Raw genomic sequence first — 15554 nt, 5'->3', positions numbered from 1 at the left:
TAGTCGGGGGTTTCCCCCTGTGAGAGTAGGACGCCGCCAAGCAAGGTAAAACCCAGCTCATTGAGCTGGGTTTTTTGTTTATCAACAATGAAGAAGAAATTGTAAAGCGTATTTCGGGAATTTGTTTTCAGTCACTAATAAAAACTGCTGAATTAGTACGTAATCATCACTTATATGCTGGGTTAACAGCTCATACCACCACTCCGTCTCATATCTCGCAATCATCCCTATGTTGTACAAAATTAAATAATGAATGGCCATTTCAGGAAGTCTTAGAAATTGCTCCCTTTGAGAAGGGATATAATATTGGTTCTTTCCCATGTCATATAACAAACTGATTGATGTCCATGGCTTCGTGTCTTGCGGTGAAATGTCAAACTGCAGCTCGTGTTCATTTTTCTTTGTAAACGACCATTGAAAATGATGGGACATATATTCGGCAAATCTTGAATCAGACATTTTATAATTGATGACCGCCTCCTCTGGTACAGAAATCCTGTCCTTATCCTTTTCTACTTTTGTCATAAAACGTTCTTTCTGCTGAAAATAGAAAGCATCACTTAGTTCTGGAATCGCCATCAGCAGTTTTCTCATGGTATATCTTTCATCTACAATATCGGATTGCCCGAATAAGTGTTTCATGAAGTGTATGCATAGGCCGTTTCGTTGTATTTTTACTTCATCGTCGCCAAAACAATAATTCTGTTTCTTTCGCTTTCTTGTTGTTACGCCGTGTGCCAGTACTGATGCATGGCTTGGATAATGAGGATCCCGTGTAATTAGACATGCCTTGATAAGCTGTGCCATTCCGTAAAATAAAAGAATCGGCTTGATTTCTAAAGGGGAATATGAGGCTTGTTTATAAAACGATTCGGCATGCTTTAAGAAATAAATAAACCGTTCGCTGTTTTTGAAAGCGTTTTTTTTCGCTTCGTCAATACCGTTTAAGGTATAAGTCTTCTCTAGAAATTTCTGGGTTGATTCAACTGAGTAAAATAGCGCTAAGTCTTTCCACTTATGATATGTCATATGTATTTCTTAATCCTTTCTATTATCTAAATATTTCAACTCTTTCCCGCTTCCTTGACATGCTCTTGGCTAGTTGATAATCTACATATAATATTTTGCCGAAAAGAGGGGGATTTACTAATGTGGGAAAGTAAATTTTCAAAAGAAGGCTTAACGTTCGACGATGTGCTGCTTCTGCCAGCTAAGTCAGAGGTACTTCCGCGTGATGTGGATTTATCTGTAGAACTAACAAAAACGTTAAAGCTGAATATTCCTGTCATCAGCGCAGGTATGGACACTGTAACAGAATCAGCAATGGCAATTGCAATGGCTAGACAGGGCGGCTTGGGCATCATTCATAAAAACATGTCCATTGAACAACAGGCTGAACAAGTTGATAAAGTAAAGCGTTCTGAACGCGGCGTTATCACAAATCCCTTCTTTTTAACTCCTGATCACCAAGTATTTGATGCAGAGCACTTGATGGGGAAATACAGAATTTCCGGTGTTCCGATTGTAGATAACGAAGAAGACCAAAAGCTTGTCGGAATTATTACAAACCGTGATCTTCGTTTTATTTCTGACTACTCAATGAAAATCAGCGATGTCATGACGAAAGAAGAGCTTGTTACTGCACCTGTAGGAACGACTCTTGATGAAGCTGAAAAGATTTTGCAGAAACATAAAATTGAAAAGCTTCCTCTCGTTGATGACCAGAATAAATTAAAAGGTCTAATCACAATCAAAGACATTGAAAAAGTCATTGAGTTCCCGAACTCATCTAAAGACGTTCACGGCCGTCTGATCGTTGGCGCGGCAGTTGGTGTAACCGGCGACACAATGACTCGCGTCAAAAAGCTTGTCGAAGCTAATGTCGATGTTATAGTTATTGATACAGCTCACGGACATTCTCAAGGCGTATTAAACACAGTAACAAAAATCCGTGAAACATATCCTGAATTAAACATTATTGCTGGAAACGTTGCAACAGCTGAAGCGACGAGAGCGCTTATCGAGGCTGGAGTAGATGTTGTCAAAGTTGGAATCGGACCTGGTTCAATTTGTACAACACGCGTGGTAGCAGGTGTGGGTGTTCCGCAAATTACAGCAATTTATGATTGTGCGTCTGAAGCAAGAATGCACGGCAAAACAATCATCGCAGACGGTGGAATTAAATTCTCTGGTGATATAACGAAAGCATTGGCAGCCGGTGGACATGCTGTTATGCTTGGAAGCTTGCTTGCAGGTACGTCAGAAAGTCCAGGGGAAACTGAGATCTACCAAGGCAGAAGATTTAAAGTATACCGCGGTATGGGGTCAGTTGCTGCAATGGAAAAAGGAAGTAAAGACCGTTACTTCCAAGAAGAAAACAAAAAATTCGTTCCTGAAGGAATTGAAGGACGCACACCTTACAAAGGACCAGTTGAAGAAACAGTTTATCAGCTAGTCGGCGGTCTTCGTTCCGGGATGGGATATTGCGGGTCCAAAGATCTTCACGCTTTAAGAGAAGAAGCTCAGTTCATTCGCATGACTGGCGCAGGACTTCGTGAAAGCCATCCGCATGACGTACAGATTACAAAAGAATCACCGAACTATACAATTTCATAATAAATTGTTACAAATTAAAAACATTTGACAGGGTCTCTGACTCTGTCTATTTTTTTTATACTGATTATGATAAAATTTATACTGTTGTGCGTTGAAAATGTCCTTAACGGCTTAATTATAGATGAAGAAAATGAAATACGGAGGTCGTACGATTGAACATCATGAAATGTAAACAGCTATTGATGTCATTGGTTGTATTAACACTAGCTGTCACTTGTTTGGCACCAATGTCAAAAGTAAAAGCAGCCAGTGATCCAATTGATATCAATGCAGCAGCTGCTATTATGATCGAAGCTTCTTCAGGTAAAATTCTGTACAGTAAAAATGCAGATAAGAGACTGCCAATTGCCAGTATGACAAAGATGATGACAGAATATCTGTTATTAGAAGCAATTGATGAAGGTAAAGTGAAATGGGACCAAACCTATACACCTGATGACTATGTGTATGAGATTTCCCAAGATAACAGCTTATCAAACGTCCCTCTTCGTAAGGACGGGAAATACACAGTAAAAGAACTATATCAAGCTACAGCAATTTATTCTGCAAATACTGCCGCTATTGGGATTGCAGAAATCGTTGCGGGTTCTGAAACTGAATTTGTGAAAAAAATGAATGCAAAAGCGAAAGAACTTGGCTTAACAGATTATAAATTTGTTAACGCAACAGGTCTTGAAAACAAAGATCTTCACGGGCATCAGCCCGAGGGGACAAGTGCAGATGAAGAAAGTGAAGTTTCTGCTAAGGATATGGCGATTCTTGCAGATCACTTGATTACTGACTACCCTGAGGTTCTCGAGACTTCCAGTATCGCCAAAACGAAGTTCAGAGAGGGCACCGATGATGAAATGGACATGCCCAACTGGAACTTCATGCTGAAAGGGCTCGTCAGCGAGTATAAAAAAGCGACTGTAGATGGTCTGAAAACAGGTTCTACCGACTCTGCGGGTTCATGCTTCACAGGAACAGCAGAACTCAACGGAATGCGTGTCATTACTGTTGTATTGAACGCAAAGGGCAACCTTCATACAGGCCGTTTCGATGAGACCAAAAAAATGTTCGATTATGCCTTCGACAATTTCTCCATGAAAGAAATGTACGCTGAAGGCGATCAAGTAAAGGGCCATAAAACAGTTTCAGTTGATAAGGGTAAAGAGAAAGAAACAGCCATTGTGACAAACAAAGCATTCTCTCTTCCTGTCAAAAATGGTGAAGAAAAGAATTACAAAGCGAAGGTCACATTAAATAAAGATACGCTAACTGCTCCTGTGAAAAAAGGAACGAAGGTTGGGCAACTGACTGCGGAATATACAGGTGATGAAAAGGATTACGGATTCCTTAACAGCAATCTGGCCGGCGTAGACCTTGTTACAAAAGAAAAAGTAGAAAAAGCAAACTGGTTTGTTCTGACAATGCGCAGTATCGGCGGATTTTTCGCCGGCATTTGGGGAAGTATTGTTGATACGGTAACCGGCTGGTTTTAATTAATTGAAAGAGCTCTGATTCACGTTAGGGCTCTTTCGCTTAATATACTGAAAAAACCCAATTTTTAATAAAAAATGATTTTCAAAGCGCTTAAAACCGAATAAAATGATATATATCCATATGAATTATTGGATTTCTAGGATACAATAAGGACTAGAAATCATATAACTATACCTTGATTAGGGGGACCAAAAAATGGCTCAAACAGGTACTGAACGTGTAAAACGCGGAATGGCAGAAATGCAAAAGGGCGGCGTCATCATGGACGTCATCAATGCGGAACAAGCGAAAATTGCTGAAGAGGCTGGAGCTGTCGCTGTAATGGCGCTGGAGCGAGTACCAGCTGATATTCGCGCGGCTGGAGGAGTTGCCCGTATGGCTGACCCTACAATCGTGGAAGAAGTAATGAATGCAGTATCTATCCCGGTAATGGCGAAAGCGCGTATCGGACATATTGTTGAAGCGCGTGTGCTTGAAGCTATGGGTGTTGACTATATTGATGAAAGTGAAGTTCTGACTCCGGCTGACGAAGAATTTCATTTAAATAAAAATGAATACAAAGTTCCTTTCGTCTGCGGCTGCCGTGATCTTGGTGAAGCAACACGCCGTATTGCTGAAGGTGCTTCTATGCTTCGTACGAAAGGTGAGCCCGGAACAGGAAATATTGTTGAGGCTGTTCGCCATATGCGCAAAGTAAACGCTCAAGTACGTAAAGTAGTTGCGATGAGTGTTGATGAACTCATGACAGAAGCGAAAAACTTAGGTGCTCCTTATGAGCTTCTCCTGCAAATTAAAAAAGACGGCAAGCTTCCTGTCGTTAACTTTGCCGCTGGCGGTGTAGCAACTCCTGCTGATGCTGCTCTCATGATGCAGCTTGGTGCTGACGGAGTATTTGTTGGCTCTGGTATTTTCAAATCAGACAATCCTGCTAAATTTGCGAAAGCCATTGTGGAAGCAACAACTCACTACACTGATTACAAATTGATCGCTGAGCTTTCTAAAGATCTTGGTACTGCAATGAAAGGGATTGAAATCTCAAACTTACTTCCAGAACAGCGCATGCAAGAACGCGGCTGGTAGGAATATAGGAGCGCTGCTGACATGTTAACAATAGGAGTACTAGGACTTCAAGGAGCAGTTAGAGAGCATATCCGTGCAATTGAAGCATGTGGCGCGGCTGGTCTTGTCGTTAAACGTCCGGAGCAGCTGAATGACATTGACGGGCTGATTTTGCCTGGTGGTGAGAGCACAACGATGCGGCGTTTGATTGATACATATCAATTCATGGAGCCGCTTCGTGAATTTGCTGCTCAAGGAAAACCGATGTTCGGGACATGCGCCGGATTAATTATATTAGCAAAAGAAATTGCTGGTTCAGATAATCCTCATTTAGGTCTTCTGAATGTGGTTGTTGAACGCAATTCGTTTGGCCGGCAGGTTGACAGTTTTGAAGCTGATTTAACAATCACAGGCCTGGACGAGCCTTTTACAGGGGTATTCATCCGCGCGCCACATATTTTAGAAGCTGGTGAAAATGTTGAAGTTCTTTCGGAACATAATGGCCGTATTGTAGCCGCTAAACAGGATCAATTCCTAGGTTGCTCATTCCATCCGGAGCTGACAGATGATCACCGAGTGACACAGTTATTTGTTCAAATGGTAGAGGAATACAAGCAGAAAGCACTTGTATAAAACAGTTGAAAGCTGTGGAAACTTATAGTACATTATAAGCACAAATAAAGATCGAAAAGCGTTGACAGGAACTAGTAGGAAGCCTCTCTTTCCAAGAGAGCCGATGGTTGGTGTGAATCGGTGAAAGATGCTGTCTGAATCCATCCTTGAGCGAAATGCTGAAACAAGTAGGCATTTACGGGATAACCGTTATGTTTGAAAGTGGTAAACGAGTCTTTGGCTTGTTTTCAATCAGGGTGGCAACGCGAGAGCTCTCGTCCCTTTATGGGGATGAGGGCTCTTTTTATTTTCGACAAATTTTATAAAAAGGAGTGTTTCGCATGCTTGATACAAAAATGCTGAGAGCAAATTTTCAAGATATTAAAGCAAAGCTTGTAAACAAAGGCGAAGACTTAACTGATTTTGATAAGTTTGAGACGCTGGACGATAGACGAAGAGAGCTTATCGGTAAAGTTGAAGAGTTAAAGGGAAAACGGAATGAAGTATCTCAGCAGGTTGCTGTGCTGAAACGTGAGAAAAAAGACGCGGATCACATCATTAAAGAAATGCGTGAAGTCGGTGAGGAGATTAAAAAGCTTGATGAAGAATTAAGAACAGTGGAATCTGAGCTTGATACCATTCTCCTTTCAATCCCAAACATTCCGCATGAGTCTGTTCCTGTAGGTGAAACAGAAGACGACAACATAGAAGTACGTCAATGGGGTGAAAAGCCTTCATTTGATTACGAGGCGAAGCCGCACTGGGATATTGCAGATGAGCTGAGTATCCTTGATTTTGAACGTGCTTCAAAAGTAACAGGAAGCCGTTTCGTTTTCTATAAAGGGTTAGGTGCCCGTCTGGAGCGTGCACTTTATAACTTTATGCTTGATCTGCATGTAGATGAGTATAACTATACTGAAGTGATTCCGCCTTATATGGTAAACCGCGCAAGCATGACAGGAACGGGCCAGCTCCCTAAATTCGAAGAGGATGCATTTAAAATCAGAGAAGAAGATTACTTCTTAATTCCGACCGCGGAAGTACCGATTACAAACATGCATCGCGATGAAATTCTTTCAGGTGACAGCCTGCCGATTAACTATGCGGCATTCAGTGCCTGCTTCCGTTCTGAAGCTGGTTCAGCAGGGCGTGATACACGCGGATTAATCCGTCAGCACCAATTTAATAAAGTTGAGCTTGTGAAGTTTGTGAAGCCTGAAGATTCTTATGAAGAATTAGAGAAGCTTACAAACCAAGCAGAACGAGTTCTTCAGCTGCTTGAGCTTCCATACCGTGTCATGAGCATGTGTACGGGTGATCTAGGTTTTACGGCGGCAAAAAAATACGATATCGAAGTTTGGATCCCAAGCCAAGACACATATCGTGAAATCTCTTCTTGCAGCAACTTCGAAGCGTTTCAGGCAAGACGTGCGAACATTCGTTTCAGACGTGAAGCGAAAGGCAAACCTGAGCATGTACACACACTGAACGGTTCAGGTCTGGCGGTTGGAAGAACAGTTGCCGCTATCTTAGAAAATTATCAGCAGGAAGACGGAAGCGTTGTAATTCCGAAAGTGCTTCGCCCTTATATGGGGAATAAAGAAGTAATGAAACCATAAAATAATGAAAAGGTGCGCCTGACAAGGTGCGCCTTTTTGCCTGTGTAAACAGGACATTTTATAAAAGTGAGAAAAAAGTTTTTGAAAATGCTTGACCATATAAGAACATTCATGATATATTAAGTCTTGTCGATACGGAGGAATACCCAAGTCCGGCTGAAGGGATCGGTCTTGAAAACCGACAGGGGTGTCAAAGCCCGCGGGGGTTCGAATCCCTCTTCCTCCGCCATATTGATTTTAATTCTAATGAAACACAAGCATATATTGGAGATTGTTTTGTCCGTTGCGTTCGTTGCAACGGATTTTTTATTATAATGAAAAAGTGAATCTCAACTGAGATTCACTTTTTTTGATTTTCATGAATAGCTGAAGCGATTTGATCTACAATGTTTTCAATTGAGCTTTCGTCGTTCAGCAAATCATAATTCTCAATGCGAAGCTTTAAAACAGGGCAGGCATTAAAACCGCTTATCCAATTTTCATAACGCGTATGCATTTCTTCCCAATAAGACCGGCTTGTCTGAAGCTCCATTTCACGGCCCCGTTCTTCAATCCGGTTTAAAATGTTCTCCAGATCTCCTTCTAAATAGATCAATACATCAGGGTGTGGGAAATACGGTGTCATGACCATTGCTTCGAAAAGGCTTGTGTAGGTTTTGTAATCAATCTTTGACATAGTCCCTTTGTCAGCATGCATTTTCGCGAATATTCCTGTGTCTTCATAAATAGAACGATCCTGTACAAATCCTCCGCCGGCTTCAAAAATCGTTTTCTGTTCTTTGAAGCGTTCAGCTAAGAAATAGATTTGCAGGTGAAAGCTCCAACGTTCAAAATCATGATAGAACTTTTCTAAGTATGGATTATGATCGACTTCCTCCAGAGAGGTCTTAAATCCAAGCCGTTTAGCCAAAGCTTTTGTTAAAGTCGATTTTCCGACACCTACTGTTCCTGCTACTGTGATAATTGAATTTTCAGGGATATGATGTACCTTCATACGATAAGCTCCTTTACATGGGCGGCAATGCGTTCAAAGTCGCTCTTATTCAAAACGAAGTCTTTTGAATCACCATCTATCGTTACAACTGTAAGTTCAGGATCTGCTTCCTTCAGCTGTTTGATGGCGACTTCATAATCTGCGATCAGCTGCTCCAAATAGCTTGTTTCAATTTTTTTCTCAAAGGGGCGTCCGCGTTTTTCAATGCGGTGTAACAGTGTGGGCAGACTAGCCTTTATGTAAATGATAAAATTCGGCTTTGGCAGATCATCTGTTAGCAGGCGATAAATCTTTTTGTATTTTTCCAGCTGATGTTGAGAGAGGGTGCGTTCCGCAAAAATCACATTTTTATAAATGTGATAATCAGCTATCACAGGCTGTCCCTTCTTTAAAAAGTAATCAGTGGTGTCTTCAAGCTGTTTGTATCTGTGACAAAGAAAAAACATCTCAAGCTGGAAGCTCCATTCCTCTATATTGTCATAAAACTTATCAAGGTACGGGTTATCCTCAACAATCTCATTGATCATAGGGATTTCGAGCTCTTGTGAGAGCATCGTTGCGAGGGTTGTTTTTCCTGCCCCGATAGGACCTTCTATTGCAATAAAAGGGGCTGTATTCATCGGAATCCTCCTTATTTCTGAAAAACGTTCGTCAGTTGCCGACCTTCATATTGTATCACAACCCTTGGGTGCTCCCATGAAAAAAGACGTTTCTAAATTATCGAAACGTCTTTTTGACAATATTAAATTGATCAGACAGCAGCAGCCAGTTTTGCGGGAAGGAAAGACCCAGTTTCCAATAGCTGATGCCTCTTAAATTCAGCTCTTTAATCAGATTGAATTTTGCTTGGATCGAGCGGGCATCCTCGAACCATACCTCGTGCCTTTTGTTTTCTGCATCAGTATAGCGGAAGAAAGGCGCTTGAGCTGTTTGGTCATACTGGATGGCTGCGTTGTTTTGAGCGGCAATGACAAGGGCTTGCTGAGGGCTGAGGGCTTTTGCTAGGGGTCCTCCTGCTGTATATGGTAGCGTCCAGTCATACCCATATAAATTCTGGCCCATGACAATTTTATTTGCAGGCATTTCAGTCAAAGCATATTCGATAACATCTCTAACAGGCCCGATTGGAGAAACGGCTTGAGCCGGGCCTCCGCTGTAGCCCCATTCATATGTCATGAGAACAACAAAGTCAACAATTTGGCCATGTGCCCTGTAATCATGAGCTTCGTACCATCTGCCTTGCTGTGTTGCGCTTGTTTTAGGGGCGAGCGCAGTAGAAATTTCAAAACCTTCTCGATGGAAAAGATCCCTTGCTTCACGGAGAAATTGATTATAGGCTTCTCTATCCTGAGGCCGCAAATATTCAAAGTCAAAATGAATATCATAGAACCCATATCTTCTGGCATTCTCGACTATTTCATTTAAAAGTCTTCTTTTCACAGTATTGTCGTTTAAGATGATCCGGCCGAGCTCATCGCTGAATGCCTGATTTTCAAGGTTCGTTATAATCATCATCAATGTCGTGTTTTGATTCTCTGTAATGCTTCTTAAATTCGTTAAAGGCGGGGCGACTAAGGTCCCGTCACGCTGTGCTTGAAAACTGAATGCGCCAAGGTACGTTAAGTAGGGTGACGCTTCCCGGGCCGCCTGCTGAAGATTTTCACTGATTTGATTTCCGCGTGGTTCCAGATAAGCATTTGACTCGATGTCTCGTTTAGGAATGGGTGGAATGTATAAACGGAAACCAATCTGCAGCACGGCATTTAACTGGATGCGGTTAATCCTGGCAAGCTCGGCTGCCGTTGTATTGAACCGCCGTGCGATGGATGTCAGGGTATCACCTTGTTGAACATCATAGAACTGGCCGGCTATTGGAATGACAATGGTTTGTCCGACAACAAGGCTGTCGGGATTCGGTATTTCATTCGTTTCTGCGATTTCACTTACAGTTGTTCTGTATTGTGAAGCGATAGCAGAAAGAGTGTCGCCTTGTTTCACCACATAAATTTGAATGAAAAACGCCTCCTTTCATATCGCTATCAATGTATGAAAGAAAAGCGCTGATCATGTTTATTTTTCTGTAATTTGTTTCTCTGCCGTAATTTCCGCGAAAAGAACATTCTCCATCATGGTTAAGGCAAATTCGTTGTCTTCATCACGATTTGAGGCGATGCAGTCTTTAGGAATCGTGATGCTGTATTCCCTCATGTAAGCGTCATTAGCGGTAAACAGCACGCATATGTTTCCGGCTATACCTGTTAAGATAATATGCTCCACATGCAATTCGGTAAGGAGAGTGTGAAGGGCTGTTTCGTAAAAGGCGGAATGCTTCGGCTTGATTAAAAAATAATCGGCATCTTCCGGAGCTATTTGTCTGATGATATCTTTGCTTCTTTCATTTGTGCATTCTTGCTGAATATTTTTAATATCAGCTTGCCAAAGTCCGTAATGATCATTAATGTAAATAATCGGCCAGTCATTTTGTCTCGCATGCTCCTTTAATGATAAAATGTGAGGAACGATTTTTTCTGTTTTTTTAGCGAGGCTTTCCCCCATATCGAATTCAAAATTATTGATTATGTCTACAATGAGAAGAGCTGTGTCTGCTTTGGACAATCGACAGTCTCCTTTCCGTTATAGTTATAGTTAATATGTAGCCTTTTTAGGCAATGAAAAAACTTTGAAAAGAGAGCTTACCCTTATGACACAAGATGAACTTTATATGAAAGAAGCAATTAAAGAAGCGAAAAAAGCTGAAGAGAAAGGTGAAGTGCCAATCGGCGCAGTGCTTGTCATGAATGATGAAATTGTATCGCGTGCACATAATTTAAGAGAGACGGAGCAGCGGTCAATGGCTCATGCGGAAATGCTTGTGATTGATGAAGCGTGTAAGACGCTGGGAACGTGGCGGCTGGAGGGTGCGACTCTTTATGTGACACTTGAGCCTTGTCCGATGTGTGCCGGTGCCGTCGTGCTTTCGCGAGTGGAAAAAGTGGTATTTGGTGCATTTGACCCTAAAGGCGGCTGTTCAGGCACGCTTATGAATCTTTTACAGGAAGAACGCTTTAACCACCAGGCTGAAGTGGTGAGCGGGGTGCTTGAGGAGGAATGCGGAGAAATGCTCAGTTCGTTTTTTAGAGAACTGCGAAAAAAGAAGAAAGCTTTTAGGAAAAACTTGTCTGAGTAGTCCGGTTGCAATTTTTAGGGGGAAACGATATACTTATGTATGCATCGCGATAGATGCGGGGAAAAATTTGATATTTATTTTGCCGTGCTAAGCGGGGAGGTAGCGGTGCCCTGTACCTGCAATCCGCTCTAGCAGGGCCGAACCCCTTCTCGAGGTTCGTTTACTTTAAGGTCTGCCTTAAGTAAGTGGTGTTGACGTTTGGGTCCTGCGCAATGGGAATTCATGAACCATGTCAGGTCCGGAAGGAAGCAGCATTAAGTGAAACCTCTCATGTGCCGCAGGGTTGCCTGGGCCGAGCTAACTGCTTAAGTAACGCTTAGGGTAGCGAATCGACAGAAGGTGCACGGTAAATCAATCATCAAATTTTCAGACTCACCTATTATTAGGTGAGTTTTTTGTTATGTGAAAAGAGCTTTTGGAATCGAAACAAGGTTCATGTATAATGGGATTGATGAATAACGGAGGAGGGCAAACCCGTGAGTTACCAAGCTTTATATCGAGTATTCAGGCCTCAGCGCTTTGAAGATGTGGTTGGACAAGAACACATTACAAAAACGCTGCAAAATGCCCTTTTGCAAAAAAAGTTTTCTCACGCCTATCTGTTTTCCGGGCCGAGGGGAACGGGAAAAACCAGTGCAGCCAAAATATTTGCCAAAGCTGTCAACTGTGAACATGCTCCTGTTGATGAGCCATGCAATGAATGTGCGGCCTGTAAAGGGATAACAAACGGGTCCATATCCGATGTCATAGAAATTGACGCCGCATCTAATAACGGTGTTGATGAGATTCGTGATATTCGCGATAAGGTGAAGTTTGCCCCATCGGCCGTCACATATAAGGTATATATCATAGATGAGGTACATATGCTTTCTATCGGCGCCTTTAATGCGTTACTAAAAACATTAGAAGAGCCGCCTGAGCATTGTATTTTCATTTTAGCGACAACAGAACCGCACAAAATCCCTTTAACCATTATCTCAAGATGTCAGCGTTTTGATTTTAAACGAATTACATCCCAAGCGATTGTCGGGTGTATGAATAAAATTGTTAATGCCGAACAGCTGCAAGTGGAAGAAGGATCACTTGATATCATCGCGAGCGCTGCGGACGGAGGGATGAGGGATGCCCTGAGCCTTCTTGATCAGGCCGTATCATTCAGCGGCGACGAGCTCAAAGTCGATGATGCGCTTCTAATTACTGGGGCGGTTTCTCAATTAAATATAGGAAAGCTTGCACAGTCCCTGCACGACAAAAACGTTTCTGACGCACTGGAAACATTAAACGAACTGCTGCAGCAAGGGAAAGATCCGGCTAAGCTGATAGAGGATATGATTTTCTATTTCAGGGACATGCTCCTGTACAAAACAGCCCCAGGTTTAGAAGGAGTGCTCGAAAAAGTAAAAGTTGATGAAACGTTCCGGGGACTCAGTGAACACATTCCGGCGCAGGCCATATATGAAATGATTGATATTCTAAACAAGAGCCATCAGGAAATGAAATGGACAAATCATCCCCGTATCTTTTTTGAAGTGGCGGTGGTGAAGATTTGCCAAACGTCTCATCAATCAGCAGCTGACCTTCCGGAAGTCGATATGCTGATGAATAAAATTCAGCAGCTCGAGCAGGAAGTGGAGCGGCTTAAAACAACAGGCGTTAAAGCAGCGGCGGAAAGCCCGAAAAAAGAAGCGTCGCGTGTGCCAAAGGGCGGGAAATCGAATTACAAAGCGCCAGTAGGCAGAATTCATGAAATTCTGAAGGAAGCGACGAGACCTGACCTTGATCAGCTCAAAAACAGCTGGGGCAAGCTTCTTGCTCATCTCAAACAGCAAAACAAAGTTTCGCATGCGGCTTTGCTGAATGACAGTGAACCTGTGGCTGCCGCCTCAGCGGCATTTGTTCTGAAATTCAAATTTGAAATTCATTGTAAAATGGTCGCCGAGGACAACAACGGAGTCCGAACCAATCTTGAACAGATTTTAGAATCGATGCTCGGAAAAAGAATGGATTTGATTGGCGTTCCAGAAGCACAATGGGGTAAAATAAGAGAAGAATTTTTAGTGGACCATCAGCAGGAAAATGAAGGGTCAAATGAACCGGCTGAAGAAGACCCGCTTATTGCCGAGGCGAAAAAGCTTGTCGGAGCGGATTTAATTGAAATAAAAGACTAACAAAATGAAAGAGAGTGAATGCTATGCGTGGCGGAATGGGAAATATGCAAAAAATGATGAAACAAATGCAAAAAATGCAAAAGGACATGGCGAAGGCTCAAGAAGAGCTTGCAGAACAGGTTGTTGAAGGAACTGCTGGCGGCGGTATGGTTACAGTAAAAGTGAACGGCCAAAAAGAAGTCCTGGATGTTATTATCAAAGAAGAAGTCGTTGATCCCGAAGATATCGATATGCTTCAAGATTTAGTGCTTGCTGCAACGAATGAAGCTTTGAAAAAAGTTGACGAGATCACAAACGAAACAATGGGTCAATTTACAAAGGGAATGAACATGCCAGGTTTATTCTAGGGGGATAAAAGAACATGCAATATCCTGAACCAATATCAAAGCTGATTGACAGCTTTATGAAATTGCCAGGGATCGGACCGAAAACAGCGGTTCGTCTGGCTTTTTTTGTTCTAGGTATGAAAGAAGATGTGGTATTAGATTTTGCGAAAGCCTTAGTAAATGCGAAACGCAACCTGACATATTGTTCAGTTTGCGGGCATATTACAGATCAGGACCCATGCTATATTTGCGAAGATGCGCGCAGGGATAAGTCTGTTATCTGTGTTGTGCAAGACCCTAAGGATGTTATCGCTATGGAGAAAATGAAGGAATACAACGGACAGTATCATGTTCTCCACGGCGCCATTTCTCCAATGGACGGCATCGGACCGGAGGATATTAAAATACCAGAATTGTTAAAACGATTACAGGATGATCAAGTGACAGAAGTGATTCTCGCGACAAACCCTAATATAGAAGGGGAAGCAACGGCGATGTATATATCAAGGCTCTTGAAGCCGTCTGGTATTAAGCTCTCCCGTATTGCCCACGGACTGCCCGTCGGCGGCGATTTGGAATATGCTGATGAGGTCACTCTTTCTAAAGCACTTGAAGGAAGACGTGAATTGTAAGGAGGAAAAAGCGATCCATGGGTTTTCTTCGCAAGAAAACATTGAGAAGAGAGTTTGATGAAAAACTAATTGAGCAGCTTTTTAAGCAAAAGGAAGAATGGAACAGGCAAAAAAAGCTGGTTGAAAAAAGCTTAGAACCGTCAGCTGAAGTGTTATACGAATTGAAAGTAGCTGAAGCGAAGTATTTTTTTTACTTGAGGGAAGCAAAGCAGCGAAATTTAAAAATCAGCCGGTGGAAGTAAGTGGTCTAAACTCCTGAGTCTTCTCATAAGCTTGTACTAGAACAAGCAAAGGAGATGAGAAGATTCATGGAGCCTATTTTTATTATAGGGATTATTTTAGGACTGGTTATTCTTCTTTTTTTATCAGGTTCAGCTGGAAAGCCTTTGAAGTGGATTGGCATCACAGCTGTTAAATTTGTGGCGGGGGCTTTGCTGCTGGTTTGTGTAAATATGTTTGGCGGCAGTCTTGGCATTCATGTGCCGATTAATCTTGTCACAACAGCCATCAGCGGGATTTTAGGAATACCGGGAATAGCTGCATTAGTCGTTATTAAGCAATTTATTATTCAAATGATATTATATGTTGACTTTAATAATTGAAGGTGTTATTCTAGTATACGTCGCTGATGACGAATCGCTTTTTGAAAAGGAATTATTGAAAAAAGTTATTGACGAAAGCGACAAGAAATGTTATGATTATAAAGTCGCCTTAAGAGCGATAACAAAGTTCTTTGAAAACTAAACAAGACAAAACGTACCTGTTAATTCATTTTTTATAAATCGCACAGTGATGTGCGTAGTCAGTCAAACTAGGCCTGCACGACGCAGGTCACACAGGTGTCACCGCAGGATGC

General features: G+C 42.1%; 16 protein-coding genes, 1 tRNA gene, 1 other RNA gene and 1 other annotated feature. Of the genes, 13 read left to right on the top strand and 5 right to left on the bottom strand.

Features of this window, described 5'->3' with window-relative positions:
- Positions 1-81: 81 nt before the first annotated feature.
- Entirely contained in the window at positions 82-1029 is a 948-nt protein-coding gene (locus tag ACY3LV_RS20715; protein ID WP_333519556.1) for a YaaC family protein, read from the bottom strand.
- Between the two features lie 120 nt (positions 1030-1149).
- Here ACY3LV_RS20715 and guaB point away from each other — a divergent pair, with 120 nt between their 5' ends.
- From guaB to ACY3LV_RS20685, 6 genes are all read left to right on the top strand, one after another.
- Entirely contained in the window at positions 1150-2616 is a 1467-nt protein-coding gene (gene guaB / locus ACY3LV_RS20710; protein WP_202329175.1) for an IMP dehydrogenase, read from the top strand.
- Positions 2617-2768: 152 nt separating this feature from the next.
- A complete protein-coding gene (gene dacA, locus ACY3LV_RS20705) occupies positions 2769-4100 on the top strand; it encodes a D-alanyl-D-alanine carboxypeptidase (protein WP_464864435.1) in 1332 nt (443 codons plus the stop codon).
- A gap of 196 nt (positions 4101-4296) precedes the next feature.
- A complete protein-coding gene (gene pdxS / locus ACY3LV_RS20700) occupies positions 4297-5181 on the top strand; it encodes a pyridoxal 5'-phosphate synthase lyase subunit PdxS (protein WP_464864434.1) in 885 nt (294 codons plus the stop codon).
- A gap of 21 nt (positions 5182-5202) precedes the next feature.
- Positions 5203-5793, top strand: a complete 591-nt coding sequence (gene pdxT / locus ACY3LV_RS20695) for a pyridoxal 5'-phosphate synthase glutaminase subunit PdxT (RefSeq protein WP_087992033.1) — start codon at positions 5203-5205, stop codon at positions 5791-5793.
- A gap of 52 nt (positions 5794-5845) precedes the next feature.
- Positions 5846-6058, top strand: a binding site (T-box leader).
- A gap of 55 nt (positions 6059-6113) precedes the next feature.
- Positions 6114-7391, top strand: coding sequence for a serine--tRNA ligase (gene serS / locus ACY3LV_RS20690; protein WP_333562369.1), 1278 nt, complete (start codon positions 6114-6116; stop codon positions 7389-7391).
- 136 nt (positions 7392-7527) lie between these two features.
- Positions 7528-7620, top strand: a tRNA-Ser gene (locus tag ACY3LV_RS20685).
- Positions 7621-7731: 111 nt separating this feature from the next.
- Here ACY3LV_RS20685 and dck read toward each other — a convergent pair.
- The 4 genes from dck to ACY3LV_RS20665 all read right to left on the bottom strand — a co-directional run bounded on the left by dck (position 7732) and on the right by ACY3LV_RS20665 (position 11001).
- The gene (gene dck / locus ACY3LV_RS20680) at positions 7732-8385 is read right to left on the bottom strand and encodes a deoxyadenosine/deoxycytidine kinase (protein ID WP_464864433.1); all 654 of its coding nucleotides are present in this window, start codon (positions 8383-8385) and stop codon (positions 7732-7734) included.
- Positions 8382-9005: a deoxyguanosine kinase gene (gene dgk / locus ACY3LV_RS20675; protein ID WP_148964522.1), complete on the bottom strand. Its 624-nt coding sequence runs from the start codon at positions 9003-9005 to the stop codon at positions 8382-8384. Before dgk ends, dck begins: the two co-directional genes overlap by 4 nt.
- Before the next feature lie 97 nt (positions 9006-9102).
- Entirely contained in the window at positions 9103-10386 is a 1284-nt protein-coding gene (locus ACY3LV_RS20670; protein WP_464864432.1) for a LysM peptidoglycan-binding domain-containing protein, read from the bottom strand.
- 69 nt (positions 10387-10455) lie between these two features.
- Positions 10456-11001, bottom strand: a complete 546-nt coding sequence (locus ACY3LV_RS20665; RefSeq protein WP_464864431.1) for a cysteine hydrolase family protein — start codon at positions 10999-11001, stop codon at positions 10456-10458.
- A gap of 85 nt (positions 11002-11086) precedes the next feature.
- Between ACY3LV_RS20665 and tadA the strand changes: the two genes are divergently transcribed.
- The 7 genes from tadA (at position 11087) to ACY3LV_RS20630 (ending at position 15300) form a co-directional block, all read left to right on the top strand.
- Positions 11087-11572, top strand: a complete 486-nt coding sequence (gene tadA / locus ACY3LV_RS20660; RefSeq protein ID WP_464864430.1) for a tRNA adenosine(34) deaminase TadA — start codon at positions 11087-11089, stop codon at positions 11570-11572.
- 82 nt (positions 11573-11654) lie between these two features.
- An RNA gene (gene ffs, locus ACY3LV_RS20655) (signal recognition particle sRNA large type) lies at positions 11655-11919 on the top strand.
- A gap of 129 nt (positions 11920-12048) precedes the next feature.
- Positions 12049-13740 (top strand): DNA polymerase III subunit gamma/tau, encoded by a 1692-nt coding sequence (dnaX, locus tag ACY3LV_RS20650; protein ID WP_464864429.1) that lies wholly within the window; start codon positions 12049-12051, stop codon positions 13738-13740.
- A gap of 23 nt (positions 13741-13763) precedes the next feature.
- Positions 13764-14087, top strand: a complete 324-nt coding sequence (locus ACY3LV_RS20645; protein WP_024713930.1) for a YbaB/EbfC family nucleoid-associated protein — start codon at positions 13764-13766, stop codon at positions 14085-14087.
- 14 nt (positions 14088-14101) lie between these two features.
- A complete protein-coding gene (recR, locus tag ACY3LV_RS20640; protein ID WP_148964517.1) occupies positions 14102-14698 on the top strand; it encodes a recombination protein RecR in 597 nt (198 codons plus the stop codon).
- 17 nt (positions 14699-14715) lie between these two features.
- The gene (locus ACY3LV_RS20635) at positions 14716-14940 is read left to right on the top strand and encodes a YaaL family protein (protein WP_014112283.1); all 225 of its coding nucleotides are present in this window, start codon (positions 14716-14718) and stop codon (positions 14938-14940) included.
- 66 nt (positions 14941-15006) lie between these two features.
- Positions 15007-15300 (top strand): pro-sigmaK processing inhibitor BofA family protein, encoded by a 294-nt coding sequence (locus ACY3LV_RS20630; protein ID WP_464864428.1) that lies wholly within the window; start codon positions 15007-15009, stop codon positions 15298-15300.
- Positions 15301-15554: the final 254 nt, after the last annotated feature.

It is taken from the genome of Bacillus sp. 11C (assembly GCF_055486375.1).
The sequence above is the reverse complement of the archived record's forward strand: the minus strand, read 5'-3'. Positions and strand labels throughout refer to the sequence as shown.